The organism is Pseudomonas sp. NFACC46-3, from assembly GCF_900114515.1.
Lineage (GTDB): Bacteria > Pseudomonadota > Gammaproteobacteria > Pseudomonadales > Pseudomonadaceae > Aquipseudomonas > Aquipseudomonas fluorescens_Q.
Window position 1 is genome coordinate 1 of record NZ_FOTH01000018.1, and the last position, 25,093, is coordinate 25,093.

The 25,093-nt window shown below is 56.6% G+C and carries 24 protein-coding genes and 3 pseudogenes; 8 read left to right on the forward strand and 19 right to left on the reverse strand.

All coding sequences use genetic code 11. The features are described 5' to 3' along the window. The coding region (locus BM300_RS18070) for an OprD family outer membrane porin (RefSeq protein WP_139232368.1) at positions 1–558 on the forward strand (558 nt) is incomplete at its 5' end. A 46-nt stretch (positions 559–604) separates the two neighbouring features. Here the strand turns inward: BM300_RS18070 and BM300_RS18075 are convergent. Further along, on the reverse strand, positions 605–988 hold the full coding sequence (locus tag BM300_RS18075) for a hypothetical protein (RefSeq protein WP_092143034.1): 384 nt from the start codon (positions 986–988) through the stop codon (positions 605–607). A 150-nt stretch (positions 989–1,138) separates the two neighbouring features. On the opposite strand from BM300_RS18075, the gene BM300_RS18080 reads away from it, so the two are divergent. Together BM300_RS18080 and BM300_RS18085 are read left to right on the forward strand one after the other, a co-directional pair. Then, positions 1,139–1,996 (forward strand): AraC family transcriptional regulator, encoded by an 858-nt coding sequence (locus tag BM300_RS18080; RefSeq protein WP_092143037.1) that lies wholly within the window; start codon positions 1,139–1,141, stop codon positions 1,994–1,996. A gap of 325 nt (positions 1,997–2,321) precedes the next feature. Then, a complete protein-coding gene (locus tag BM300_RS18085) occupies positions 2,322–4,526 on the forward strand; it encodes a TonB-dependent siderophore receptor (protein WP_256575843.1) in 2,205 nt (734 codons plus the stop codon). A gap of 18 nt (positions 4,527–4,544) precedes the next feature. Here BM300_RS18085 and BM300_RS18090 read toward each other — a convergent pair whose 3' ends face one another. Next, positions 4,545–4,847, reverse strand: a complete 303-nt coding sequence (locus BM300_RS18090; protein WP_256572753.1) for a winged helix-turn-helix transcriptional regulator — start codon at positions 4,845–4,847, stop codon at positions 4,545–4,547. Between BM300_RS18090 and BM300_RS18095 the strand changes: the two genes are divergently transcribed. Next, the gene (locus tag BM300_RS18095; protein WP_092463468.1) at positions 4,798–5,973 is read left to right on the forward strand and encodes an NADH:flavin oxidoreductase; all 1,176 of its coding nucleotides are present in this window, start codon (positions 4,798–4,800) and stop codon (positions 5,971–5,973) included. The two genes, BM300_RS18090 and BM300_RS18095, sit on opposite strands and share 50 nt — an antisense overlap. 92 nt (positions 5,974–6,065) lie before the next feature. Here BM300_RS18095 and BM300_RS31830 read toward each other — a convergent pair. From BM300_RS31830 to BM300_RS18140, 10 genes and pseudogenes are all read right to left on the reverse strand, one after another. Next, a pseudogene (locus tag BM300_RS31830) lies at positions 6,066–6,350 on the reverse strand (methyl-accepting chemotaxis protein); the annotation flags it as partial. A 3-nt stretch (positions 6,351–6,353) separates the two neighbouring features. Then, positions 6,354–7,346, reverse strand: a pseudogene (locus BM300_RS18100) (PAS domain-containing protein); the annotation flags it as partial. 115 nt (positions 7,347–7,461) lie between these two features. Beyond that, positions 7,462–8,139 (reverse strand): energy-coupling factor ABC transporter permease, encoded by a 678-nt coding sequence (locus BM300_RS18105; protein WP_092224124.1) that lies wholly within the window; start codon positions 8,137–8,139, stop codon positions 7,462–7,464. 59 nt (positions 8,140–8,198) lie between these two features. Beyond that, positions 8,199–8,639, reverse strand: a complete 441-nt coding sequence (locus BM300_RS18110) for a nitrile hydratase accessory protein (protein ID WP_092143049.1) — start codon at positions 8,637–8,639, stop codon at positions 8,199–8,201. After that, positions 8,636–9,289: a nitrile hydratase subunit beta gene (nthB, locus tag BM300_RS18115; RefSeq protein ID WP_092463472.1), complete on the reverse strand. Its 654-nt coding sequence runs from the start codon at positions 9,287–9,289 to the stop codon at positions 8,636–8,638. The genes BM300_RS18110 and nthB overlap by 4 nt, the downstream gene beginning before the upstream one ends. Positions 9,290–9,309: 20 nt before the next feature. Next, positions 9,310–9,948 carry a nitrile hydratase subunit alpha gene (gene nthA, locus BM300_RS18120; protein WP_092143055.1) on the reverse strand — a complete coding sequence of 213 codons (639 nt, stop codon included), beginning with the start codon at positions 9,946–9,948 and terminating at the stop codon, positions 9,310–9,312. Between the two features lie 76 nt (positions 9,949–10,024). Further along, positions 10,025–11,539 (reverse strand): amidase, encoded by a 1,515-nt coding sequence (locus BM300_RS18125; RefSeq protein WP_092463474.1) that lies wholly within the window; start codon positions 11,537–11,539, stop codon positions 10,025–10,027. A 267-nt stretch (positions 11,540–11,806) separates the two neighbouring features. Then, entirely contained in the window at positions 11,807–12,331 is a 525-nt protein-coding gene (locus BM300_RS18130; protein WP_092463476.1) for a group I truncated hemoglobin, read from the reverse strand. Between the two features lie 106 nt (positions 12,332–12,437). After that, positions 12,438–13,304 (reverse strand): transporter, encoded by an 867-nt coding sequence (locus BM300_RS18135; RefSeq protein ID WP_092143065.1) that lies wholly within the window; start codon positions 13,302–13,304, stop codon positions 12,438–12,440. 88 nt (positions 13,305–13,392) lie between these two features. After that, positions 13,393–14,448 carry an aliphatic aldoxime dehydratase gene (locus BM300_RS18140; protein WP_092143067.1) on the reverse strand — a complete coding sequence of 352 codons (1,056 nt, stop codon included), beginning with the start codon at positions 14,446–14,448 and terminating at the stop codon, positions 13,393–13,395. Between the two features lie 562 nt (positions 14,449–15,010). Between BM300_RS18140 and BM300_RS18145 the strand changes: the two genes are divergently transcribed. Then, positions 15,011–15,946 (forward strand): AraC-like ligand-binding domain-containing protein, encoded by a 936-nt coding sequence (locus BM300_RS18145; RefSeq protein WP_092143070.1) that lies wholly within the window; start codon positions 15,011–15,013, stop codon positions 15,944–15,946. A gap of 31 nt (positions 15,947–15,977) precedes the next feature. Here the strand turns inward: BM300_RS18145 and BM300_RS18150 are convergent, their stop codons facing one another. The 3 genes from BM300_RS18150 to BM300_RS18160 form a co-directional block, all read right to left on the reverse strand. Then, positions 15,978–17,396: a sugar porter family MFS transporter gene (locus BM300_RS18150; RefSeq protein WP_092463478.1), complete on the reverse strand. Its 1,419-nt coding sequence runs from the start codon at positions 17,394–17,396 to the stop codon at positions 15,978–15,980. A gap of 95 nt (positions 17,397–17,491) precedes the next feature. Then, positions 17,492–18,451, reverse strand: coding sequence for a sugar phosphate isomerase/epimerase family protein (locus BM300_RS18155; protein WP_092463480.1), 960 nt, complete (start codon positions 18,449–18,451; stop codon positions 17,492–17,494). Further along, a complete protein-coding gene (locus tag BM300_RS18160) occupies positions 18,448–19,476 on the reverse strand; it encodes a Gfo/Idh/MocA family oxidoreductase (protein WP_092463482.1) in 1,029 nt (342 codons plus the stop codon). Before BM300_RS18160 ends, BM300_RS18155 begins: the two co-directional genes overlap by 4 nt. Positions 19,477–19,814: 338 nt before the next feature. Here BM300_RS18160 and BM300_RS18165 point away from each other — a divergent pair, with 338 nt between their 5' ends. Next, on the forward strand, positions 19,815–20,840 hold the full coding sequence (locus BM300_RS18165) for a LacI family DNA-binding transcriptional regulator (protein WP_092143082.1): 1,026 nt from the start codon (positions 19,815–19,817) through the stop codon (positions 20,838–20,840). A gap of 202 nt (positions 20,841–21,042) precedes the next feature. Here the strand turns inward: BM300_RS18165 and BM300_RS31835 are convergent, their stop codons facing one another. Together BM300_RS31835 and BM300_RS18175 are read right to left on the reverse strand one after the other, a co-directional pair. Next, a complete protein-coding gene (locus BM300_RS31835; protein ID WP_158265816.1) occupies positions 21,043–21,435 on the reverse strand; it encodes an MAPEG family protein in 393 nt (130 codons plus the stop codon). Positions 21,436–21,656: 221 nt separating this feature from the next. Beyond that, complete coding sequence (locus BM300_RS18175) at positions 21,657–22,538, reverse strand: SDR family oxidoreductase (RefSeq protein WP_092224135.1); 882 nt, start codon at positions 22,536–22,538, stop codon at positions 21,657–21,659. Positions 22,539–22,633: 95 nt separating this feature from the next. Between BM300_RS18175 and BM300_RS18180 the strand changes: the two genes are divergently transcribed. Together BM300_RS18180 and BM300_RS18185 are read left to right on the forward strand one after the other, a co-directional pair. Beyond that, positions 22,634–23,239, forward strand: a complete 606-nt coding sequence (locus BM300_RS18180) for a TetR/AcrR family transcriptional regulator (RefSeq protein ID WP_086936564.1) — start codon at positions 22,634–22,636, stop codon at positions 23,237–23,239. Positions 23,240–23,607: 368 nt separating this feature from the next. Further along, positions 23,608–24,093, forward strand: a pseudogene (locus BM300_RS18185) (IS5 family transposase); the annotation flags it as partial. Between the two features lie 203 nt (positions 24,094–24,296). Here BM300_RS18185 and BM300_RS18190 read toward each other — a convergent pair. Both BM300_RS18190 and BM300_RS18195 read right to left on the reverse strand, forming a co-directional pair. After that, the gene (locus tag BM300_RS18190; protein WP_256575844.1) at positions 24,297–24,617 is read right to left on the reverse strand and encodes a tautomerase family protein; all 321 of its coding nucleotides are present in this window, start codon (positions 24,615–24,617) and stop codon (positions 24,297–24,299) included. Between the two features lie 56 nt (positions 24,618–24,673). Further along, entirely contained in the window at positions 24,674–25,084 is a 411-nt protein-coding gene (locus BM300_RS18195) for a hypothetical protein (RefSeq protein WP_063321003.1), read from the reverse strand. Positions 25,085–25,093 lie beyond the last annotated feature (9 nt).

A 25,093-nucleotide genomic window follows, 5' to 3' on the forward strand; every position in this document is an offset into this window, starting at 1 on the left:
CAACAATATTTCAACCTGACCCACAGCCAGCCCATCGGCGACTGGACCCTGGGCGCCAACCTCGGCTACTTCACCGGCAAGGAAAACGGCAGTGCCCTGGCCGGCGACCTGGACAACAAAACCGCGTTCGCCATGCTCTCGGCCAAGTACGGTGGCAACACCTTTTATGTCGGCCTGCAGAAAGTCGGCGGCGATGATGCCTGGATGCGCGTCAACGGCACCAGCGGCGGCACCCTGGCCAACGACAGCTACAACTCCAGCTACGACAACGCCAAGGAAAAATCCTGGCAACTGCGCCACGACTTCAACTTCGCTGCCGTCGGCGTGCCGGGCCTGACCCTGATGAACCGCTACATCAGTGGTGACAATGTGCACACCGCCACCGTTGACGACGGCAAGGAATGGGGTCGCGAAACCGAACTGGCCTACACCGTGCAGAGCGGCGCGCTGAAAAACCTCAACGTGAAATGGCGCAATGCGTCGATTCGCCGGGACTTCAGCACCAATGAGTTTGATGAAAACCGGATTTTCATCAATTACCCTATCTCGCTGCTATAAAACATCTCCGGTTCCACTTGATGAGTAGCGGCGTGCAGGTACGCCGCTATTTTTTCAATAATTTCTGCGCCAGCGCCAAGGCTTCATCTTCAGTGGTTGCGATGAGCATGGGATAACCCCAAAATTTTTCATACATGATTGCGAACGCTTTGCCTGCCAGCCGTTTGGCGAGACTTGATTCGATATGAATCGAGGCTTTGACATAACGCTTGAGTTCGCTTTTGTGGCGCTTCATCCACAGGGTCATTTGTTTCAGTTCCTCTGGCGAGTGTTCCGGTTGCTCCTTGTCCAGACCTTCATTGCTGATCAATACGAAGGGCTCATTGCGAGCAAGCACGGCTTCGAACTCGGCGAGAGACTCTTCTTGGCTATGGCCCAGTGTGGCTTTTTGCATCCAAACGAACGGAAATTGTGTGGCGTCTATACGCATTTCTATAGTCCTTCGACACGTTGCCAAACTTCTGTGATGTCCCGCGGTTTCAGGATACTCTGCAAGCGAGTCGGCTTAATTGCACAGTCTGGCCACAATATTGTTCAAATCAGCCGTTTTGAGGGGATTAGCGTGGGGCGCACACCTGTTATGGCGAACACGGCCAATAGAGACACGGTGACTGTTTGGGACGTCGACAGCATTTCCCGGCCTGTCGTTGCCCTCAGCGCTTCGATGGTGAGCAAGGATTGGGAGCAGGCCAGCCATCAACATCGTAAGGCGCAACTGCTTTATTCCGTGCGCGGCATCCTTAATTGTGAAATAGAAGATGGCGTCTGGATCGTTCCACCCCAATGTGCCGTATGGATACCCGGTGGTTTGTCACATGCGACACGTGGTTCAGGAGAAACAGAATGTTATTGCCTGTTTGTTGAACCTGATGCCGCTCCGGATCTTCCGCGAAGCTGCTGCACGATTGGCGTATCACCGCTGTTGCGCGAGTTGCTGCTGAAGGCGGCGGCGTTCTCGGGAGACGCTGTCAATGTCGCGCGCGAAGACCGCCTGATCGCAACGTTGTTGGACGAATTGTCGGCAGCCCCCGTGGAGGACCTGCATTTGCCGATGCCTCGCGACACGCGTCTGCGCAGGCTCGCTGAAATGCTCTTGGCCGACCCTGCTGTTAAGGTTTCGGTGCGCGAGTGGGCTACTCGCATTGGCATGAGTGAGCGCAGCATGAGTCGGCTTTTGCTGCAGGAAATAGGGATGAGTTTTGGACGTTGGCGTCGGCAATTGCATGTGATTGTGTCACTGCAACGCATGACCAGGGGCGAGAGCGTCCAATCGGTTGCGTTGGAACTCGGTTATGAGGGACCCAGTGGTTTCATCACGATGTTCCGCAAAACCGTAGGCAAACCGCCTGTGCAATATCTCTCCGCACGCTCAGCCAGCGCTCTCATCTCAGGTGAATCATTGCCCGTGCCGTCAATCCTGTTTCCTGACGACCTGTAATGGCTTGTAGGCCATCTATCCGAACCTGACCATCCTCGTGGCGGAAGGAAAACGGCCAATCGCTGACATTGGCTGAACTGGAAAATAATCTGGCCATCCTTCGATATCTGGCAACGGCGGCTTGTTGCTAGATTGCGCGACAACGAATGCAAATCAGTTTCACTTGAGACTGATTTGTCACTTCTGTTCTCCGGCCTGGCGCCGGTTGAGTTGTCGGCCCTTTCTCAAACCCGTCTCTTGACGGTCGGCCGCTGTCTGTTTTTTTCTTGATAAGGAATGGCTGATGTGGAGTTCGTTGACTTACTGCGGTGAGAGGCGTCCTTGCGTGCCTGAGCGTTTGCTGAAAAATCCGGTTACTGCAGCGCTGTTGGTGCTTTTAGGCAGTTCGAATTGTGTAATGGCGCAGGACCCTGTCGAAGCCGATGAGAGCACTCAGTCTCAAGGCGTGATAATTCTCCCATCGGTGACGATAAGCGGGACGAGGACACCTGATACCACCCCGACGGAAGGGACGGGACTTTACACCATCGGTCAAACCACGGCCGCGACTCGCTTGCCGCTGACGTTGCGGGAGACGCCGCAATCCATTTCCGTGGTAACACGTCAGCGCATGGACGATCAAAAGCTGGATACAGTCCAGGGGGTGCTGGAGAACACGACTGGCATCTCGTCTTACCAATCAGATAGCCAACGTACGAGTTTTTATTCCCGAGGCTTTCTGATCGACAACATCCAGTATGACGGCATACCCGCCGTCATCGGCGATGTCATAAACGGCAGCGGAATCAGCGATCTGGAAACGGCATTTTACGACCGTGTCGAAATTGTGCGCGGGGCTAACGGGCTGCTCACCGGCACGGGTAATCCGTCAGCTGCGATCAACTTGGTGCGCAAAAGACCAACGCCAGAGTTCTCGGCCTCCACTTCTATCAGTGCGGGGTCTTGGGACAATTTCCGAGAGATGGGGGATATTTCCGTACCGTTGACAACCGACGGTCGTATCCGAGCACGTATGGTAGGGGTCAATAACGATGGTCACTCCTACATCGATGGTTACCAAACACAAAAGCAAGCTTTCTACGGGATCATTGAGGCAGATCTCACCGAAGACACCACCTTGGATATAGGGTACGACTATCAGAACAGTTCCCCTGAGCGACCGACATGGGGTGGTGTTCCTCTCTGGTTCAGCAACGGCTCAGAGGCAGAATGGTCGCGCTCCAAATCCCTGGCCGCGGACTGGAATCGCTGGGACAGCACCCGGCAGACTGCCTTTGCCGAACTTGAACACCGGTTTGATAACGGTTGGAAAGTTCACAGTATGGTGAACCAGTACCGCACTAAGTATGACTCCCAGTTATTGGGCGGCTTTGGTACACCCGACCAGGAGACTGGATTAGGTATTTTCCCTAATGGCGCTTATCCGGTTGCGTTGGCCGGCAAAGGGAAAAGCCGTCAAAACACCTTTGATGTGATGGCGAGCGGTCCCTTCGATTTTATGGGGCGCCAACATGATCTGGTAGTAGGCGCTATGAGTTCTCGGTATACGTCGAACAAAGACGATATCAGTCCCTTTTTTGTAGGGTTCACGCCCGGCAATATCTACAATTGGAATAATCATTTCCCCAAGCCCGACTTTGATTCAATGGCGTCTGTGCCGTCCGATACCGAGGTTAAACAGCGCGGCTTCTATAGCACAGCGAGATTCTCATTGGCCGACCCATTGAAACTGGTTGTCGGAGGTCGGTTCAGTCGGTACGAGATCGACGAGACCGCAGGTGGGACGCCGTTCAATTATAAAAAGAGTAACGAGTTCACGCCCTACGCAGGTCTGATATACGAGATTGATAGTACGTATTCCGTCTATATCAGTTATACCGGCATATTTAACCCGCAAACATCGTTCCGAGACAGCAATGGCAATGTCCTCACGCCGACGGAAGGCAAGACGAAAGAGATTGGCGTCAAGGCTGAATACCTGGAGGGGCGATTGAATGCGTCTGTCGCATTGTTCGACACTGAACTGGACAATGCTGCACAACCGGATGGCAGTCTTCTTACGCCAGCCGGTGCGCAGGCTTACAAAGGTGTTGACGGCACCAAATCCCGCGGGATTGAGTTTGACATGCAAGGTGAAGTCGCTCGCGATTGGAACATCTACGCTGGCGTCGCCGCCTTCACTGCCAAGGATGGCAACGACGCCAGGCTGAACGCACAGGTACCGCGCACTACCGCTCAGATGTTCACTACGTACAAATTACCTGGCATGTTGGAAAAGTTGACTTTGGGCGGAGGCGTCAGATGGCAAAGCCGCTTCTTAAGCAGCAGTACGAGCACAAGGGTAGCGGAACAAGACCCCTATGCGCTGACGTCACTGATGGCACGGTATGAGTTGTCAAGGAACATGGACCTATCAATCAATGTCAACAATGTGTTCGATAAAAAATATGCAACCCAGAAAGGCGATTTCGATACTGTCAGTTACGGAGCGCCGCGTAATGCCCTGATGACGTTGAACTATAAACTGTAGTTTGCGCGGCTAACCGAATCACTCCATCACCTTAAGCTCCGCGGCCTCGTCAAACTTCGACCGGGCCGCTTCAACCTCGGGCAATTTGTCGAGCGTCCATTTATGCAACTCGCGAAATGGCTGCTGCAATGTTCGACCCAGCGGGGTGATCTCATACTGCACTGCCACGGGCGAGAACGAAATGATCTGGCGCGAGACGAGACCGTTGCGTTCCAGCCGCCGCAGGCACTGGGTAAGTGCCTTCTGGGTGACGCCCTCCAGGCGACGTTTGATGGCGTTAAAGCGATGCGGTCCGTCATCGAGCACCGCCAGAACCATCATTGACCACTTATCCGCGATCTGGTCGAACAACTTATTCCGTCCTTTTTCCATCCGGTCGCTCGAACTGAAAAACCGCATTGTCATGGCGCCGATGACGCGTCTGTTCTCACCCGAGGGCATCCCGGGGGACGCGAGCACTGCCTATTACCGGCGGCGGGCAGAGGGAGGTGTCGGGCTGATTTTGTCGGAAGGCACCGTGATTGATCGCCCGGCATCGCGTAATGAGGCCGGTATTCCTTTTTTTCACGGCGAAGCGGCGCTGGCTGGATGGAAGAACGTGATCGATGCCGTCCACACGGCTGGCGGGCGCATGGCTCCGCAGATCTGGCACACCGGCTCCACGCGTTACATCAACGACTGGGAGCCAGATGCACCCGTTGAAAGCCCGTCGGGCCTTGTTTCGCCAGGTGACCTGCGTGGCGTGGCGATGAGTGAAGAGGACATTGCCGACACGGTAGCCGCCTTCGCCAAGGCCGCAGCGGATGCCAAGCGACTGGGCTTCGATACCGTTGAGATCCACGGAGCCCATGGTTATCTGATCGATCAGTTTTTCTGGTCTGGTAGCAATCTGCGCACCGACCGCTACGGCGGCCCGACAATCAAGGAACGCTCGCGTTTTGCCAGTGAGGTCGTCTCTGCCGTTCGTCAGGCTGTTGGCCCGCAATTCCCGATCATCATGCGCGTCAGCCAGTGGAAGCAACAGGACTACAGCGTACGCGTCGCGGAAACGCCGGCGGTGATGGAGGACTGGTTGTTGCCACTGGTCGAGGCCGGTGTCGACGTCCTGCACTGTTCGCAGCGCCGCTTTTGGGAACCTGAGTTTCCCGAAATTGACGGTGAGAACGGGTTGAACTGCGCGGGCTGGGCGAAGAAAGTCACTGGCGCCACCACCATCAGCGTCGGTTCGGTTGGGCTGGAGAATGATGTCACTAACGCCTTCGCCGGAAAGGGCTCAACCCCCGCGAGTCTGGATCGGCTCATTGAGCGTATGGAGCGCGGAGAGTTCGATCTGATTGCAGTAGGGCGTGTGTTGCTGAGTGACAAGGATTGGGTCGCCAAGGTGGAAAGAGGCGATTACGCGGATTTGAAGGGCTTCAATCCGGCCTCTTTAGCTGAATTGGTTTGAATTGGTTTGAATTGCGGGGTGGCCCGGGCATTTAAGCGCAGGCCACACCTTCAATCTAATGAGAATGGATGCACAGCTTGAACTCAGTACCCCTCGATCATGTCGGCCGCCTGCTGGGTGGCCTGGCTGGTGCGGGTGGCCAGCTTGCGGACCTCGTCGGCGACCACTGCGAAACCCCTTCCGGCCTCACCGGCTCTGGCCGCTTCTATCGCCGCGTTCAAGGCCAGTAGATTGGTCTGTTTGGCGATGCTTTGGATGGCGGCGACTATCTGCGTCAGCTTGGCGAGGTTTTCCTGCATCGCTTGATGCTGACGTTCCTGAGTCTGACGCAACTGGCTTTCCTCGCGATGGGCGTGCACGTCTGTGATCGCCCCCACTGTACGCAAGGGCGTGCCGTCGTTGCTTCGCTGGGTCTGACCCCGGCCTCTGAACCAACGGTACTCGTCGTTGCGGTGCCTGAGGCGGTAGGTCACATCGAAGGGTGTTTGGCCGGAGCGGTCGGCGACATGGTCGACAAACGCTTGCACGGCCCGTTGGCTGTCTTCGGGATGCAGGCGGGACAACCAGCTTTCGAACACATTGGGAAACTCTTCGATGGTTTCGTAGCCGAGCAGGTGACGCATCTGTGACGAGAACCAGATGACGTTATGGGGATTGGCTGGATCGCCTGCGATGATATTGATGTCCCAGAGTGCGTCCTGAATGCATTCGCGGGAAATCTCGAAGCGGGCTGAGAGCATCGCGAACTCTTCGTCTTGCAAGCGTTGTCTGTGGATGTCACGCACAATACCGACGCTGATCTGTGGCAGTCCCCGTTCGTCCCGGAGCGTTTCGCCGACGATCTGGACCCAGCGGTATTCTCCCGAGTGGCTCGCGAGGCGCACCTCCACCTGGTAGGGCGCGTGCCCGCTGCGATCGGCCAGGTGACGAGCCAGGGCATCCAGATTGACCTGGCGGTCGTCAGGGTGCAGGCAATCGTTCCAGGGGCCAAGATAGGCGGGGAGATCCGCTTGGGTGGGCAGGTTGCCGAACCATTGCAGTACTGCATCGCGGGCGGGCTGTAGGCTGCCATTGAACTGCAATTTCCAGAGCAAATCACCCGACCCGCAAGCCGCCAATTGCCAAAGTTGCGCTTGGTCGTGCAACTGCGTTTCGTATTCATCCAACTGAAGCTTGAGGCGTTGCAGTTCAGCATTCAGGTCGACCACGCTGGCCCGGAGCGCCGTGCGATCGGCGAGCAGGCGTTCGATGCCGGCCAGTACCCGTCGCAGTGACGAATCCTTCGCCGTTATCGATACTCCCTCGTCGTCGGGTTGTTCCAGTCGTTCGCCGAGCAGCTTCAATTCCTTGCGGGTGCTATTTCTGAAAAACATCAAATACCTCTAGTTTTACTCACGAGGTTTCGGGGCGGTTCTGGTTCTTGATGACCCGAGCATTCCGGTCTTCGAATGCTCGGGGACTGTCTGACCTGGACTGGAGTCTGTCGACTCAGGCGGCCTGGTACAGGCGGCGCTCGATCAGCGCGCTGCCACGCAGGCGATGTGTTGCCTTGGCACCGGCCAGCACGGCCAGGTCCAACAGCGGTTCGAGGGTGACGACGGTCATGTAGGCACTGCCGAAGGTCAGAATTGACAGGGCGTTTCCTGCGGTGAAGCCTTGTCCATAGAAGGCCCAGAAGGCAACCCAGGCGACGATGCCGGCCTGGAAGGCGGTCGACAGCCCCAGCGCTTGTCTATAGCTCAGTTCCACATACGGCGTGTTTGGCGCGATGATGCGTTTCGCCAGGGCGGCGACTGCGAACAGCGGTACCAGAAGGGTGGTGACGTTCATGCCGTATTGCGGCAGGTCGAATGGAGCGAAGAACAGACTCTGGATCAGCAGTCCCAGGGCTAGACCCGCTGTCGCAGGTGCGGCGCCGAGCAGCAGAAACAGCGTTGACCCCAGGATGAGATGCACCTCGGAGACGCCGACTGGATGGTGCGGTAGTAGCTCGAAGAAGCTGAATACCAGGGCCGTGGCAGTGATAGTGCGAGCCAGCAGCGAGAAGACCCCACGCTCGCCTATGGCTTGGGCCGCGAGTTTGAGGGTGTAGGCGCCGGCACCCGCGGCAGTGACATAGCTCAGCCAGAGTTTTCCAGCTTCCACCAGGTTAGGTTCGATATGCATGACGATTGCTCCTTGGCCGCTTCGCGACCTCGAAAGTAAAAAACAGGACGACTCCGGCCTCAGCTGATGGCCCGGCTGATCGCTACCGGCTCATGCCGTGGCAAGTGCTCGTGGCCGTTTCCATGGGCCGGTGGGCAACTCGCATTGAGCAGCGTCACCGGTTGTCCATGGGGGGTATTCAAGTAAGCCTGCTGCCATTGCTCGGTGCGCTGGGTGATGTCTTCCATACCCGTTAAACCAAGTGTGGTGACCATTCTTTCCATCGCTGTGATCCATTGCCGGTAGTAAGTGTCGTTGACGCTTTCTCCGGGTTGCGCCGGGCTAGCCTTGATCTCGTCGCTGAATACCTGCACCCAGTCTTTCCAGGGGAATAGACCGATTTGGTGCAGGTGTACCAGCAGGGAAAACGCCTGGACCTGCCAAGGTTTGTCGAACACCGGGCCCTCATCGTCGGAAGACAGGCCGGCTATTGGGGGGATGTGATGCAGGCTGGCGCTCATACGGCCTCCAGATAGTTGTCCCACAGATCAATGCAAACGCTGTCCGGTCGCGCCACTCCCCACAGTTCTGTGGCAGTGAAGCGAACGGCATAGACCTGTTGGGGTTGTTCGCCGAGACCGTGGGCCATCGTGTCTGGGGTGGCAAACGCACCGTGTGCAATTTCGATGGTCCCGACCTTGCCGCGCGCGTAGCGCGGCAGTCGGGTGTGGGTGGTTGGATTGAGGTTCTTCGTCCGCACCCGGTCACCGACCCGGAAGCGGCCGTCGACGGGTTCCTTTGCCCGGGAAGAGGCGCCGCCGAGTACTACGGCCTCGACGATGTCCGGTGTTAAAACCGTGACGGGCTGTGCCGGTGGGGTTGGTTTGGCCGTACCCTGCAGTTCGCCATTGCTGATCACGCCTTTTTCCAGCAGCAGGTTCTCGAAGGCATGCAGCCAATGCTCGTAGTAACTGGACTGCAAGTATTCAGCCGGTTCCATGCGTTCAATGGCGTGTCGGAATTCGTCGACATTGAAGTGTCCGCCGGCGAAGAGCGAGGCGAACAGCGGAAAGACCCTGCGCTCCCAGTCGTGATGGAAGATCGGTTCATTTTCCTCAGTAAGCACTGGGCCGAAACCGTGCATACCGCCTAAGTCGTGTACACCGTTCATGGGTTTTCTCCTTCTCAGGTTCAGGCTACTTGATCCGGATTCTTAGGCAGTCCGGTACCGATCATGGCGTCGCGCGTCACCAGCTCGACCAGTCGTTCCTCACTCCAGCCGTCAGTACCTGCCGGACGTTCCGGCAATACCAGGTAGCGCAACTCGGCACTGCTGTCCCAGACGCGAACTTCCTTGTCATTGGGAATGATCAAGCCGAATTCGGCCAGCACGCTGCGCGGATCGATGACGATCCGTGACCGATAGGGCGCGGATTTGTACCAGACGGGTGGCAGACCCAGGGTCGGCCAGGGGTAGCAGGAGCACAGCGTGCAGACTGTCACGTTGTGTACGGTCGCGGTGTTTTCCACCACCACCATGTCTTCGCCCTGCACGCCGGAAAAACCCAGTTCAGCAATGGCCGCGGTGGCATCTTCCAGCAGCCGCTGCTTGTAATCGGGATCGAACCAGGCCTTGGCGACCACCTGAGCGCCGTTGCGCGGGCCGACCTTGTGTTGGTAAGTGTCCACCAGCGCATCCATGGCGGTTGGGTCGACCAAGCCCTTTTCGATCAACAGGGATTCGAGTGCCTTGACACGCAAGGCGATGGCCTCGGGTGGCTCGGTGTGATCGTGATCGTGATCGTGGTGATGTTCATGGGTATGGCTCATGTATTGGCTCCTCTGAAGTCGATACTCACTTTCAGTGCTACTTGCCGGTGTTCGTTCGCCAATGCGATGCGCAGGTCTACAACGTCCGCCAATCGACAGAAGCCTCGAATGCCGCTGCCGCTTGATAGAGGGTGCCTTCGGCATAATGTCTTCCGACAAGCATCAGCCCCACGGGCAGTCCGTCCACCAGGCCGCAAGGGATCGACAGGGCGGGGTGCCCCGTAATGTCTTGAGCGGCCGTATTGCCAAGCATCTCCAACGCACGCGTGACGGTCTCGGTGATTGAAGAACCCGGTTCCGGGAGCGGCTGAGCGGTGATTGGCACTGTCGGCATGACGATCAGGTCATAGGTGTCCAGTGCCTTGTCGTAGGCCGCTCGGGCAAAGCGCGCAATGTTCTGGGCCTTGGCGTAGTAGCGACCGTTGTAGCGCTCCAGACCGAACTGGCCGACGAACATGCAAAGCTTGAGTGACGGCGACAATGCGTTCGCCTGGTCGCGCCAACCGGCCTGTTTGTCCAGCAGGCCCACGTCGTACAGCCCCTTCCAGTTAAAACCCGCGCCATTGCCGTGCATCATTTGCATGGTCAGGCCTTCACAACCGATAGGGCTCCATAACGACCCCGCCAGGTTGTGTTCGGGAACCGATACCTCCTCGACCCGCGCGCCCAACGCCTCTAGCCGGGCGATAGCGCTGCGTACCTTTTCTGCGATACGTGGATCCTGGTTAGCGAGTTGGAAGCCTTCCTGGAGAACCCCGATCCGAAGTCCGGTCACGCCTCGTTCCAGATAATCGCAATAGGCATCGACCTTGGGGGCGGCTTGGCGAGGGTCGAGCCCGTCGGCGCCGGCCATCACTTCGAGCATGAGCGCGTTATCGCGTACGTTGCTCGTCATGGGGCCGACATGATCGAAAGTGGACTCGATCGCCATGACCCCGGTGTAAGGCACTAGACCCCAGGTAGGTTTCATTCCATAAATGCCGCACCATGCGGCAGGAATGCGGATGGAACCGCCTTGGTCGCCACCGATAGCCAGGTCGACCGCGCCCGTCGCCACAAGCGCCGCGCTGCCCGAAGACGAACCGCCCGTCGTGTAACCATGGCGAAAAGGGTTGTGCACAGGCGCGGGGTCCGAGGTATGGCTACCACCGGAAAGGCAGTAATGTTCGCAGGTGGCTTTGCCGAGGATGGTTGCTCCTGCGTCGAGCAGACGCGTCACCACGGTGGCATCAAACGACGGTACGAAACCCTCCAGTGGCGCGGCACCATTCATCATCGGGACACCGGCCAGAGAGATATTGTCCTTGAGCGCGACCGTCTTGCCGGCAAGCTTGCCCGAACTGGCGCCCATCACCTCGGTTCTGTAGTACCAGGCGTTCAGCGGATTATCCGTGCTTGAAGGGCGGTAACCAGCACTGCGCTCGTAGCGCACTGGAGGGATGAAATCTGGCAACTCATCGACCAGGTCGTAGGCATCGAAACTGGATTGCATAAGCGCCAGGTATTCGCTGGCTTGCTCGGGTGTCAGCTGTATGTGCAGGCGGCTGGCGAGGTCCTGCACTTGTTCGAGAGTCGGGCGGATGATGGCCATGGGGTGTCCTGTGTCCTGTGCCAACCCGTAGGGGCTGGCAATGTCTGTTCAAACGTCATCTCGGGGATGCCCGGGCACGCTGCGCACTCTTGGCGAGCCGTGCTCGGGGCTGGTATCAAGCTATCTCCACAGATTGAGCAGCGCTTGGCTGAGGAGGACAGTCGCTTGGTTGAGCGGGACTCGCTTGCCCCTGTTTTTATAGCCACGCCACGGTAGCCGTCGGCGGCCAGAGCGAGCCCTGGCTGCCGTAGGCTGATGCCGAGCGCATTAGTCTTTGGATTCCGGCGTGGCCTGTTTCTGAGATGCCTTCCCAGGTTTTGGCCAGACAACCCCAACGCTTCTCATGCCTTTGGCGGGGTCCATTTCCGGGTGCGCGAGCACGACGTCCCGATAGGAGGGGCTCCCGATCACCGCCGGTTTGAACTTGATGAGGAAGTCGTTGACCTCTTTGCGCAGATCCGGGGCCAGGCCGTAGTCGTCGTAGCACGCCTCGAGACAATCGAGCACCGCTTGCCAGTGCACCTCGGTCAGGCCCATCCCGCGATGCGCGGTGACCATGTCTCTACCCCGGTATTTGGCGCTTCCACCCCAGTGCTCGGAAAGGAAATCGACAAAATTGATGTGTTCCTTTTGGAACGTCGATTCCGACATATGGGCCCAGATGTGCCCGATGGCGGGGTGTCCCATTGTCTTTCTCAACACGGCGCCTGCGAACTGATAGATCGCGTCATAGCCGCCAAGACGGGTATAGAGGGAGGGTTGTTGTTCCATGGTGGATTGCTGGTCGCTCATTGTCTGGTTACTCCGTTTCGGGTGAGAGGCATCTCATTAGCCAACTGTCGCGCCGTTGGGCACACGCTTGGTTGATAAGGACAACGGGTGGTAGAGACGGGCGGGTCTAAAAAACCCTGACGTAACGCAGGTTCATGCGAAAGTCTTCTTTGGGGCCGTTCTCCACCGCAAGGTCGCGTCCAAGTTGCACTTGGAGTTGGTCCTTGGCGGTGAAAAACTTCCTGGCCGTGATACGGAAGTTGGTGGTTTCCATCCTGTCGTCCTGGTTGACACCATCGATCTGGTTTTCCCCGCCCCAACTGTGGCCGAAGCCGATAGCCAGCGCCGTGGTCTCGTCGGGCATGTAGCGCCCCATTAACTGAGCACCGTAGGAAACGTCCTGCTCCCGGCGGGCGGAGTTGGCGCCGAAGTCGTTGTTGTCTGCGTACCAGATGGCGTCGCCGACGAGGTCGATGGCCCACTTCTGCGTGAAGTGCTTGACGTAAGCGGCCTGGAGATCAACCTTCCAACGGTTCTCGCCAATGTTGAGCGCGTCGTCTTTGTCATAGTCGCCAGTCGGCACGTACAAGTAGGCGGTCGCACCGAGGGTGTCGTTGGCGTCGTTGAGACGGTACTTGAGTGGCGCGGTGAGAATGAGGTCGCCGATGCCGCTGGCGTCGCCTAGACCAGAAGCGTCACCACCGCCCGAGACATGACCGAAGGGCAACAGGAATTGGGGCTCGATGGTCAGCCGCTCGCTCAACTGGTAGACGTGCAGCAGACGCAGAATGCCGATATCGGAAGTCAGGTTGAAATCGGAGCTGGTCTTGTGACCCTGGGCATAGGCACTGTCCGTGGTGGCGTGCTGGTAGTAGACCACGCCGATGGTCGCTCCGACGGGGAGCGGCTCGTAATCGCCAGGATCCACCTCGAGCGCGTGAGAAGAAAGGCTGGGGAGGAGGGCGGCAAGCGACAGGTAGCGGAACTGTTTCATGATCGACGATCCTTTTTTTCGGGCAAAAAGAGCCCCGCAATCGCCAGTCAGGCAATGCGCAGGGCTAAAAGTGGAGTCAGCGATGAAGTCAGGTAGGCGACACTTGCGCGTCGCGCATCATCCCGGTCTGCGGGTGGCAGTTGATGTACTCGAACAGTTGCTGGCTACCGTCCGCTACCGAGACCTCGTGATACAGCCGCAGCTTCGAAAGGCCTCCGATTACTCGGAAGAACGTGGTGAAAATACGTAAATGAGTGGGGTGGGATTCTGCCCAGCGTTCCAGTTTGTCGAGGGATCGCCAGTGACCGATGTCATAGGCGATGTCGAGAAGATTGCCATCCAGGTCGACGTTGCGTACGAAGCGGTTGCTGTAGCAGCCAAGCGCCTGCCCCTCGTCACGCAGGAAGTTCATGCCGTCTTGCAGGGGCGGCAGCATCTCGTTGAAATAGAGCGCGCGCTCTTCCTCGCCGGCTTCGACCCAGTCTTGTCCGGAGCGGATCAGCGTCAGGTTGTCGTGGCCGCGCACCACGACCCTGCCGCCCTTGGCGGGGTCGCCTGAAATGACTTGCAGTTCGCTGGTCGGCTGCATCCAGTCGGTTTGTGAAATAGCAAAGCGGTCGCGCGCCGAGCCCCAGTAGCCGTGCTCCTCGATCTCGCCGCTGATGCCGTCCATGATCGCACCGACACCTGGCAAATCGTCCTGGAATGCATACAGCGTCTCGAACTGCTCGGCGCGCGGTGCGATGACTTCGCGGAAATACCCCAACCCCTCGTTCAGGCGCGCATCGTCGCCCCACCAATCGGCCACAGGCGCTGAAAGTAGCCATCGGTGGTAGGCGGCGGGATCACGCCAATAGCCCACGGCGATGAAGTTCCCATACCCCTGATTATCCAGGTGGTAGGTCAGGTCGTGATTCCCTGGGCCATCGGCGAGGGCAAAGCTGGCGTCAATGTAGCGCATGGCTTGCAGGGCGGCGGCGCGTTGCTCGTCGCGAAATTGCACCCCGAGGTAAGCCATCACCACTTGCTTCACGTTTTCGTCGGCTCGCCCCACATACATCGGGAAGGGGGGCTGGTAATCGTCGTGAACACGACGGGACAACGTCCGGGGACATTTGAGATGTTTATCGATCGCAGATTCCATGGGGGGCTCCTTTATTTCCGTCTCAAACGGACGGTTCGCTGTTCTACATCCCAGTGGATGTTGTTGTTTTGCGGTGAGTACCGCGCCATCGGCGTTGCAGCATCAAGGTCCCGAGCTGCACCAGGTAAGTGGCAAACTCTTCGGGTGCCATGTCCCATCGCTGTAAAAACCAGGATGAATCGGACAGTCGCTGCTGTTCTCGTGGATGCATGAGACACCTCATCATTCGTGCTTGCAGGGGCACGGCGTGGAGTAGAAATTATCCAGGGGGGATGCAACGTGCTTGGCTCGAATGGACAACCGTTTGGTTGAAAAGGACAGGCAAAAAAGGCCGGCATATCAGCGCGCAGCAATGGTGCGGGGCTAGTGAATCAAGGGGGCGAGGTGCCCCGAGAAGTGGCATCAGGAGTATTGGAAGAATCGGCCCATGTAACGCGCAGGCACCTGTCTTCCAAGGTGTCTGACAGTGGGAATGAGGCGATGGCGATGGCCTGCTAATTGCTTGGCTCGCCAAAACGTTACCCCGCTTTTTTTGTTGAATCGCCGCCGCGAGGTGAATGCAATGAGCCAGACCTGTCAGTATTCAACGCTTGCCGTTACGGCCCCCCTCCGGTTCGATTACTGGAAGGAAGTGGTTTGTCACCACTGCCTGGACGCAGACAGCAAACTGCTGGCGCAGAGCGATTTTGACGGGGCGCTGGAGGTGCATGGCATGGGCGAGTTGGACATCTGCACGTTGTCCGCCCCCTTGCATTATTGGGAGCGCTCCGCCCAACACCTGCGCAGTGATCCCAATGACGACTTGTGGTTGGGCTTTACCAGGAGCGGTTATGGCGAACTGGAGCAGGCTGACCGACGGACGAAACTGGCGGCGGACGATCTGTTTCTTTATGACGCATCCCAGCCGTTCAGATTCAGCTTCGGTGGTACTGATAACCACCTTGTCCGCATTCCGCGAAAACTGCTCAGTCAGCGCTTGCCCTCCATAGCGGACTGCACCGCTGTGGTTCTGGATGATCGTCGCCCGGGAGTGATTCCGTTACGCGAGATGTTACGTCAAGCCGCGAGTATGCCTTCAGGCTTCCATAACGAAGGAGTATCCAGTCGTTACTCCAGCACGTTGCTCGACCTTCTGGTGGTCAGCCTGGAACTCCAGGATTTAAAGCAGACTCATGACGAGTTGGATCTGCATGGCCGGATCATGAATTACATCCACCGGTATTTGACCGAGGCGGACCTGTCGCTCGAACGCATTGCTCAAGCCCACCATGTCTCCACGCGCACTGTGACGCGCGCTTTCGCCCGTCATCAGAAATCGCCGGTCGCAGAAATCTGGAAGGCACGATTGCTTGCCAGCCGCGACGCTATTGAGCGCGGTCAAGTCCGCAGTATTTCTCAGGCGGCGCTGGATTTCGGTTTCTCCGACTTCTCTCATTTCAGCCACGCTTTTCGCAAAGCCTTTGGCGTTGCCCCCCATACTCTCCTGCGACGAGAGTGAAAGAGGGGCTTGATCGCTCCTGAAGCGAAGCCTAACCATACAACCGCTGCTCAATCTCTTCGAGCGTGCTGCCGCGTGTCTCCGGTACCCATACCGCGACGAAGGTCAGGGACAGGAGTCCTGCTCCCACGAACACAAAGAAGGTTTGGCCGATCCCGATCATCGCAACCAAAGATGGAAAGAACATGCCGATCATCACGTTGGTCAACCAGAACGCTGCGATCGCCATACCCATGCATCCGCCGCGGATGCGCATTGGGAAAATTTCCGCCAGAAGCACCCAAAAAGCAGGCCCGATCAGCCCTTGCATGGAGGCCAGGAACATCGCCATGGCGCCGAGGATGAGCATGGCGCGGGTGACGGAGGGGTCGACAAAAACTGAAACCAGGCCAATCAACAGCAAAGACAATGTGGTGCCAGTGAAACCGAGCAACATCATTGGACGACGGCCTACGCGGTCGAGCAAAGCAATGCCCACGAAGGTTGCGCCAATGGAGATAACGCCGTTTACAACATTGGCGATCAGTGCGCTACGTTGCTCCAGGCCTGCTTCTGTGAGGATCTGGGTGCCGAAGTACATGATTGAATTGACTCCGGTCAGCTGCGACGTAACAGCGATACCGATGCCAATCAAAAAGATTCGCCGCGCACCCTTTTGAGACAGGTCACGCCAGCCGCCTTTTTTGATGAATCGTTCGTTGCTGATCTGCTGGGTGATCGCCTCCATCTCAGCTTTGGCGTAGTACTCCTCCCGTACCAGTTTCAGCACCTCCAGGCCCTCTCTGAAGCGCCCTTTGGTGGCCAGCCAGCGCGGGCTTTCCGGCATGTAGAGCATTCCCAACCAGAGTGCCACTGCAGGCAGGGTTGCCAAGGCAAGCATCCATCGCCACACACCATCGAGATCGCTGAACAAATTGCCCAGTGTGGCGTTGGTGGTGAAGGCCAGGAATTGTCCGGTGACGATCATCAACTCGTTGCGGGTAATGATGCGACCGCGGATGCTGGATGGCGCCATCTCCGAAAGATACGCCGGCACGACGACCGATGCGCCGCCCACCGCTAACCCCAGCGTGAAGCGGGCGGCCACCATGACGTTGAGGGTTGGCGCCAGCGCACAAGCCAACGCGCCAAGAAAAAACACTACGGCGAGGAAAAGAATGATACGGCGGCGACCCTTGAGGTCCGATAAGCGACCGCTGAACAGTGCCCCCATCATTGCGCCGATCAATAGGGCGCTGGCGACCAGACCTTCCGTAAAGGGTGTCAGGCCCAGGTCATCTTTCATGTAGAGCAAGGCGCCGTTGATGACGCCGGTGTCGAAGCCGAATAGCAAGCCGCCAAACGTGGCAATCCAGGTGATTTTTTGCAGGTAGCGCTGTGCCTGGTGCTTTTCAGGGCTTACATAGGCGGCTGAAGTGTCTGCCGTATTTCCGTAGGAATTAATTGTCATTGTGATATTCCTGACTGAAACTCATGGGGATACTCACTCGCCATCGCGGTGAGCGTTTCAATATGCAATTACATGGGTTTTTCTCGTGGTGCGATTCAGATGGGTTGGGGTTTGAAATCGCTGGTGGCAACCGGCATGACGCTCTGTAGCAGTCTTACGGACTTTTCCAAACCCTCGAGGCTGTTGAGTAAAACGTCCTCATGCTCGATCGATAGCCAGCCATCGTAGCCAGCCATCTTCAGGCGGTAACAAAACTGCCGCCACCATTGCTCACCGTGGCCGAATCCAAGTGTGATGTAGGACCAGCTTCGGGATGAGATATCCATCAATGAGCCATTTTCCAGGAGTGAATCCACGGCCTGGACTGGCGCATTAAGCAAAGTGTCTTTGGCGTGCACATGATAAATGGCGTCGCCCAGTGCCTCGGCGGCGACCAGCGGATCAGCGCCCATCCAGAACAGATGCGAGGGATCGAGGTTGGCGCCAATTACCGGTCCGATGGCATTGCGTAGCTTCAGCAGCGAACGGACGTTGTAGACGCACTGGTTACCGTGCAATTCCAAAGCGATGCGCTCCACACCATTTTCCTTGGCCAGATCAGCTATCTCGCTCCAGAAGGGCAGCAGGCGTTCTTCCCATTGATAGCGCAACATTGCCTGGGTTTCGGGAGGCCATGAGGCAACCACCCAGTTCGGCATCCTGTCGCCGGCCTGACCTTCAGGTAAGCCAGACATGGTGCAGACGGTCTTGACTCCCAACTCACCGGCTACGCGTATCGTGTCCCTGAGGCACTGGCCTTGTGCAGGCTGCGTGGGGTGCAAAGGGTTGCCGTTGGCGTTCAGGGAAATGATCTCCAGATTGTGTTCCTGGAAGCTGCGTTTGAGGGCCTGGCGCTGGTCGGCGCTGGCGAGCATCTGGGCCAAGTCAAAGTGCGGCGCGGTGGACCATCCGCCAGTGTTGATCTCCAGGCCCGACACTCCCAGCCGTTCAGCCTGCTTGAGCATCTCCCGCAGGGGCAGGTTGCCGAGGCTATCGGTGACGAATCCCAGCTTCATGACGTAGCTCCTTCTCGCGACCGGTAGAGGGGCGGTGCTTCCAGCGTCGGCAACACGATCCGGCGACGCTGATTGAGTGCCTCGATGCCGGCTTGGGCGACAATGGCTGCGCAATAGCCGTCCCAGGCATTCGCGGCATGGACTGGGAACTGACCTGTGTTGATGAACGCCACGAATGCTTTGTTCTGCAGGCGGTAGGCGTCGGCGAAACGCGGCCGCCAATCGGCCGCGTACCTTTCAAAACCCTGAAGACAGGTGTTGAAACGAGCATGTACGGGTGTGTTCAGTTGCACGGAACCTCGCTCACCCACCAACTCGCCACGGACGTCGTACCCGTAATGGGCGTTGTTGTTGATTTCGATGTTCACCAGATGGCCTTCCCGGGTTTCCAGCACCATGAACACCGGGGCGCCGACGCCGTCCTCAGACGTGTGGGTGGGTTGGAACACTGAGATGGCAACGTATTCAGTGTCGAGCACGTGACGTGCCACATCGAACTCATGCGGCGCGGAGTTACTGATTGCCATTTGCCCGCTGAAGTTGGCGGGGGCTTCTACGTTGCGGTGGAAGTTGTGCATCATCACAGCCCGACCTATCACGCCGTCGCTCAAGGCACTTTTCATTTCCCTATACGAAGGGTCAAACCGGCGCATGAAGCCCAGTTGCACGAATTGGCGACCCCGAGAGGCCTCTTTGTCGATGACCGCCAGGCACTGGTCCGGGCTTTGAGACAGCGGCTTTTCACACAGTGCGGGCTTCCCTGCCTCGATGGCTGCCATGGTCAGGACCGCATGGGTTTCGTCCGGGCTGGCGATGATGATTGCATCGACATCGGACCTTGAAAGCGTGAACAGTGGATCAGTGGAAACGTCAGCAGCCCCATAACGGTCAGCTATCAGCTTCGCTCGCTCTGGCGACGCATCACACACCACGTGCAAAGTGGCTCCCGGAAGGTCCTGGGCAATGATGCGGGCGTGATCCTCCCCCATAATCCCTGCGCCGATAACGGCGATTCGTATGCTCATATTCAACGACCTATCAATGGGCGACAGTCATCAACGCAACGTCGAACTCGCGTGCGTGTGGACTGGGAAGGGAGATGTATGTGGCCATAAGCGGCGTAGCCGTGGCGGTCGAAACCAACCGATGAGGCGAGTTATTCATGGGACTATCCTGGCGGTTTGTTGTGTTTGTTGTGCCTCGATTATTAGCACCGAACAAGCAATCATCAAGGCGCGCCATAGGCTATTTATGATGTGAAAAACCTCAAATTTGAAGGTGTAGTAGTGGTTTTCATTGCTCTTGAAAACAGCCATCAGTAATGCGTATATGATGTAAATGACATCAAGAGAGAGCGGGCTATATGACCATGCAAACATCGGCGCGTTTATGGAAGGGGCCCACCGTTCAACAGGTCGCCAAGGTGGCCAGGGTCGGAGCAGCCACCGTCGACCGCGTGCTGAATAACCGCCCCGGCGTGCGAGAAAACACCCGTCTGAAAGTGCTGGCGGCCCTGGATAAGCTAAAGAAGGACTTGGCTGATGGCATGGCAACGTTGCAGATCAAGCTCTTTTGCGATTCGGGCGAAACCTTCAATGCAACATTGGCTGACGCCGAGGCATTGGTGAACGCTTCGACGCCAGGTGTCGTGGTGCATGGCTACTATGAACCGACCAACCAGGTCGATCCCGCCACGTTTGCTGATCAGGTTCAGGCGCAGGGCGCCTCGGCGGATGGGGTGATCGTCGTATCGCGCGAGCATCCGGCGATCAACCGAGCGATTCGCAAACTCTGCAGCCTGGGTATTCCAGTTGTGTGCCTGACCACCGACCTGCCTAACTCCGGGCGTAGCGCCTATGTTGGCAATGATCAATATGCGGCAGGCAGTGTCGCCGGGTTACTGATCGGCAATGCGTTACCTAAAGAGCCCGCGAAAATCCTGCTGGTGACCAGTGTGCCGTTTCGTTGTCAGCAAGAGCGGGAGATGGGGTTTCGCCGGGTGCTCCGCTCGGAGTTTCCCTATCTGAAGATCGACGAGCGGGTGATGTCCGATGATCGCCCTCAGACCACGACTGAACAATTGACGCGTTACTTTTCCAAACACGACTACCCGGCAGCCATCTACAACGTGGCCGGCGCCAATCGGGGCGTTGCTTGCGCAATAGATACCATTGCGGCTGAGGATCGGCCTATTTTCGTCGGCCATGAGCTTACGGTTCATACGCGGGCGATGCTGGAGTCCGGTGTCATGGATTACGTTATCTCTCATGATTTCGTTGGCGAGACGGCCGCAGCGGTGCGCTGGATACGAGGAGCGATCGAGGGCGCGGCGAGCGCGCCACCCTCAACACAGATCTTGATTCACACTCGATATAACTGTGGTGCGTAAGGCCAACGTTGCGTTCTACCCAACCGTGTCCCTCAGCAAAACCAAGGATGGAGGCCTATGTCGGAGTCAGTACCGATCGAGAAACGGTGCTCCTTGCCATGCAGCCGATACGATTACAGACTATCCGGATCCCCGAAGAACATTTTGACTGGGCTCCAGGACGGTAGTTACAGCCCGAAAAAAGGTCGCGTTGCACGCCTCATTAGACGCCACCAAAATACCTGCAAATGCAAAGCACGGCCGAGGTGGACAGTACTAAAAGAGTTGCAAAAATGCCGGCGTTACGACCAAAAGAATTGTCGTCTGTAAACGAAAGTGCGTAGCCATGTAGAATGCGTCCAACAAGTAGTACTGAACCGAGCGTGTGTAGTTGCCATTGCGGTGAGCCGGTTAATTCTAGAAATCCAATCAGCACGAGCGCCAGTGGAACGTACTCAGCGAAATTGCCATGTCCTCTAATGCGCCGAAACATGACGGAATTGCCACCGTCGCCAAGGCTAGGGCTGCCAGGCCCCATTCTTCCAATAATTACTCGGGCACTTAGTGCAATGAATAAGATTGCAAGTAGGCCACCGTAGAGAAGTGTAACCTTCACTGTATGCTCCCTGCCCCGCAAGGGGCCTAACTAGTGGCTAAAATTGCTCGCCTCGAAGCGTATGCACCCCGCGAAGGCTGTTGGCGCTTAGATCTTTGCTCTTCAATTGCGCTGCGCTAATCGGAGCTAAAGAACTGCTATTGGACGTTTCCCAAGGAAGGAGTGCGATTGTGATGTTTAGCTGAAACAGGGCAAGGAATAGCTTGCCCTGTTACAGGGAATTACGCGTCAGCGCCGCCTAAAATATTCTCTAGTTGCATTTCTTTTAAAACACGGTCTTGAATGGGTTGTTTGGCAGCGTTAATTTCATCAACACCCCAAACCATGCCTACCGCTGTGCGTGTAGGACGTTTGCCGGCAGGCATATCTGCTAACGCTAAATAAGTATCGACGACCAACTGTGGATCTGGTGCCTGGTCAGACTGCATGAATTTCGCGAATTCTGCGAACATAGCATCAGGTATCTTTGCCAAGTCACCATAGCTCTCCAGTACGTCAAGACGGGAAGGCGCTTGCCCTCCAGCACTCAGACCAGTAGGGAACGGGCCTGGTTGCACGATGGCAACATCAATACCGAAGGGCGCCACTTCGTAACGTAAGCCTTGGACGTAGCCTTCCAGAGCGTGCTTGGTGGCGGCGTATGTAGAGAAATACGGCGCCGAAATCTGGCCGACCATTGATGAGGTGTTAATGATCAGACCGGATTTGGCTTCCCGCATAGCGGGCAAGACAGCCTGTATAATGCGCATGGCGCCATAGTAGTTGGTTTCCATCTGCTCCCTGGCTTGGGCAATGCTAAATGCCTCCGTAATACCCAGGTACATTACGCCTGCATTGTTAATCAAAATATCAATCTTGCCCGCTTTAGCCAGCACACCAGCAATGGCTGTCTTGACGGATTCGTCGCTGGTGACATCCATATCTACGACATGGATGAGGTTGCTATACGCTTCCAGCGCGGTCTTGACTGCGGCGTTCTTGCCTTCTGTGCCACGCATGGTGGCGAACACTTGGTAGCCCTTGTCTGCAAAGTCTTTCACTGCTTTTAGGCCAAATCCACTGCTGCTACCGGTGATGATGACGCTTTTTTTGGCTTCGCTCATTTTTCTTTCCCGCTGGGTTGTCTATTAAGTACCATTCGGTACAAAATAGGAGGGGAGGGTGCCGTGTGTCAAGTTAAAATACCAGGTGGTACAAAATGAGCTTAAATCCGACAAAGCCTTCAAGGGGACGACCTAAGACCCTGGACCGTGATCACGTTTTGGATGTGGCAATGGAAGCCTATTGGAAAGAGGGCGTACGCAGCTTATCCCTTAATGAAATTTGCAGAAGGTGCGATATATCGAAGCCAGGTCTTTATCGTGAATTTTGGAATGAAGATGGCTTGATGAAAGCCGTTATTCTTAAATATCAGGAACAGGAGCTGGATTCTGTGCTGGAGATGTTAAAGGCAGAAAAGCCGTTTCGAGAGATGCTTGACAGCCTGGTGTCATTCGCCACCTCGGTGAGTGACAGTCAAGGGATACCAAAGGGATGTCTTTTGATAAAGATGCGCGAATCACGCATGCACTTGGGTGAGGCAACACGAGCACAAATCGATTTCATTCAAGAGCAAGCATTAACGGCTTACAGGAAATGGGTGGAGCGTGCAAAAGCCAAATGTGAATTCTCTGCAGACATGTCATCAGAGTTTGCATCTATCTATATTGATGCGCAATTAAGTAATGCTGCGTCACAGATATCTCGTGGCGAGGATCCGCAGATTGTAAAGAAGATGCTGTTAGTCGCTTTTTCTGTGTTCTGATGAGCATGCCTCTCAGCCCAGTGTTTCTGTAGAAGCAGGTATTCGTTCGTCTGGGGTAAAAAAGTGGCTTATCTGAATACTGTTTGATTGATATTTGCAGAGCCATTCATAACAATTCACGGCGCATGAGAATATTCTCGCTTCGCGCCCAGAAACTCCGGTGAGTGGGGCGTTAGGGTGTCTGCGTATAAGAAATTAATAGTGCTTTGTGGTGCTGAAAAAGCCGAGTTCAGGCTCTTGGGCGTACCCAGCCATGCGTGGGTTCTGTACGAAATCAGCTGAAACTCATTTGAACCCAGCAATCGTCGGGACTCAGTAAAGTCCGCGTCCATCAAAGGCAGGAGCCCAGTGTTCTGGTGCTCTGCTCGGGCGCTGCTAAAGAACCGCAAGATCATGCCCTCGGACGAAGCCGGGTCGGCCTGATGACGAAGATTCACATGCTGTGCGATGCCAATGGCGTACCGTTGAATTTTCTACTGTCCGGCGGGCAAGCTAGCGACATTGCCTATGCACAGCCGCTGCTGGATAACGCTTACATCCCAGGTTTGCGAGGGCGCCCTCGCAAGCGCTGCCGATGGTTGCTGGCCGACAAAGGCTACGACGCCGAAGCGTTGCGGCGCTACTGCGACCGCTATCGGATGCAGCCGGTTATCCCGCTGCGCACGATGAAGCGCAAATCCAAGCCAGGATTACCGAGACTGTTTGATCGCCCCAAATACCGACAACGCAACATCATTGAGTGCATGCTCAGCTGGCTGAAGGAGAACGGCCGCATCGTTGCGCGCTTCGACAAGCTAGCGAAAACTTATGCGGCGATGGTCTCACTGGGGGAATGTCCCTGTGCCGGTTCGTAGAAATGCCAATCGGTCATAGCTTACCTCTTTGGGCGCGCGCGCAAGGACTGCCAGCTGCTCGAGTCAATTCTGCTGCGCCGTTTCTAAAGAACGGGGCGGCGTTCGTATTTCTTACTTGTTTACCCAAGGCATGGAGAGGTCAATGTCAGAGACCAGCTTGCCACCGCCGAAGCTCATGTTCTCCAAGGGAACGGCATACATGATCAGGCTGATGTCGTCCTGGCTGACGCCCACTTTTCTACCGCGTAACGGGTGACCAACTCCGCGAGCTTGCGCTTCTGCTCCACTGTCCTGCTCGAGCCTATCGTCACCGTTACGACCATGCGCTTGTCAGATCTCTTCATGTCAGGAAAAGTCGGATGGATGAAAAGCTCATCGTCCTTGTGCTCACTGATGATGACGAAGCGGTCATCCTTGGGCGTATCCATGGCTTCATGAAGAGCGAGATTCAAGGCATCCGCCAGCGCGCGTTTCTCTTCGCTAGAGAATTTCCGAGCTGGAATGTGGGCGTGAAAAACTGGCATGAGCGTTTCCTCAGTTGTGTCGTTCAGCTAATACGCGGCGACGAGTTGGCCCCGACTTAGCTAAAGAAATCTTGGCCGAGTGTTTCTTCGAGTCGCTCTTTCAGGCCAGCCGAGAACTCACGAACGACGGGGAACGGGCTTTGAAAGAGCTTGATATTGTGGACGAGGCCAGACTCATTCCGAGTGATGATGGTGGTGCCGGCGACCGGCTTACCACCGTGGATGGCATCCCACTCAAGGTAAGTCTTCGCACCGTCAACCGTCTCCGCGGTGAACACGAAGTCTTCGTACATCGTGCTCGTCGCGGCAAAGAATGCCCCGATGGATGTCGGGCCGACCACCGTCTTGCTTAGGGCTGAGGTCTGAAGGCTGGCGTCAGCGGTGAACGACTTCGCGAAGTCGCTCGTTCCTTTCTTCTTGACGATTTGCATCCATGCTGTTCCCGGTGGGTTGGTGTCAGTAGTCATTACAATCTC

What these genes read in the sequence shown, in the direction of transcription:
- BM300_RS18110 (WP_092143049.1), bottom strand. Translation starts at nt 8,639, where the DNA reads ATGAGCGCCAGCCTGCATCACATCCCCCCAATAGCCGGCCTGTCTTCC.
- BM300_RS18140 (WP_092143067.1), bottom strand. Translation starts at nt 14,448, where the DNA reads ATGGAATCTGCGATCGATAAACATCTCAAATGTCCCCGGACGTTGTCC.
- BM300_RS18150 (WP_092463478.1), bottom strand. Translation starts at nt 17,396, where the DNA reads ATGACAATTAATTCCTACGGAAATACGGCAGACACTTCAGCCGCCTAT.
- BM300_RS18075 (WP_092143034.1), bottom strand. Translation starts at nt 988, where the DNA reads ATGCGTATAGACGCCACACAATTTCCGTTCGTTTGGATGCAAAAAGCC.
- BM300_RS18190 (WP_256575844.1), bottom strand. Translation starts at nt 24,617, where the DNA reads ATGCCAGTTTTTCACGCCCACATTCCAGCTCGGAAATTCTCTAGCGAA.
- BM300_RS18130 (WP_092463476.1), bottom strand. Translation starts at nt 12,331, where the DNA reads ATGAGCGACCAGCAATCCACCATGGAACAACAACCCTCCCTCTATACC.
- BM300_RS18145 (WP_092143070.1), top strand. Translation starts at nt 15,011, where the DNA reads ATGAGCCAGACCTGTCAGTATTCAACGCTTGCCGTTACGGCCCCCCTC.
- nthA (WP_092143055.1), bottom strand. Translation starts at nt 9,948, where the DNA reads ATGAGCCATACCCATGAACATCACCACGATCACGATCACGATCACACC.
- BM300_RS18135 (WP_092143065.1), bottom strand. Translation starts at nt 13,304, where the DNA reads ATGAAACAGTTCCGCTACCTGTCGCTTGCCGCCCTCCTCCCCAGCCTT.
- BM300_RS18095 (WP_092463468.1), top strand. Translation starts at nt 4,798, where the DNA reads ATGGCGTTAAAGCGATGCGGTCCGTCATCGAGCACCGCCAGAACCATC.
- BM300_RS18165 (WP_092143082.1), top strand. Translation starts at nt 19,815, where the DNA reads ATGACCATGCAAACATCGGCGCGTTTATGGAAGGGGCCCACCGTTCAA.
- BM300_RS18160 (WP_092463482.1), bottom strand. Translation starts at nt 19,476, where the DNA reads ATGAGCATACGAATCGCCGTTATCGGCGCAGGGATTATGGGGGAGGAT.
- BM300_RS18195 (WP_063321003.1), bottom strand. Translation starts at nt 25,084, where the DNA reads ATGACTACTGACACCAACCCACCGGGAACAGCATGGATGCAAATCGTC.
- BM300_RS18155 (WP_092463480.1), bottom strand. Translation starts at nt 18,451, where the DNA reads ATGAAGCTGGGATTCGTCACCGATAGCCTCGGCAACCTGCCCCTGCGG.
- BM300_RS18180 (WP_086936564.1), top strand. Translation starts at nt 22,634, where the DNA reads ATGAGCTTAAATCCGACAAAGCCTTCAAGGGGACGACCTAAGACCCTG.
- BM300_RS18125 (WP_092463474.1), bottom strand. Translation starts at nt 11,539, where the DNA reads ATGGCCATCATCCGCCCGACTCTCGAACAAGTGCAGGACCTCGCCAGC.
- BM300_RS18090 (WP_256572753.1), bottom strand. Translation starts at nt 4,847, where the DNA reads ATGATGGTTCTGGCGGTGCTCGATGACGGACCGCATCGCTTTAACGCC.
- BM300_RS18105 (WP_092224124.1), bottom strand. Translation starts at nt 8,139, where the DNA reads ATGCATATCGAACCTAACCTGGTGGAAGCTGGAAAACTCTGGCTGAGC.
- nthB (WP_092463472.1), bottom strand. Translation starts at nt 9,289, where the DNA reads ATGAACGGTGTACACGACTTAGGCGGTATGCACGGTTTCGGCCCAGTG.
- BM300_RS18175 (WP_092224135.1), bottom strand. Translation starts at nt 22,538, where the DNA reads ATGAGCGAAGCCAAAAAAAGCGTCATCATCACCGGTAGCAGCAGTGGA.
- BM300_RS18080 (WP_092143037.1), top strand. Translation starts at nt 1,139, where the DNA reads ATGGCGAACACGGCCAATAGAGACACGGTGACTGTTTGGGACGTCGAC.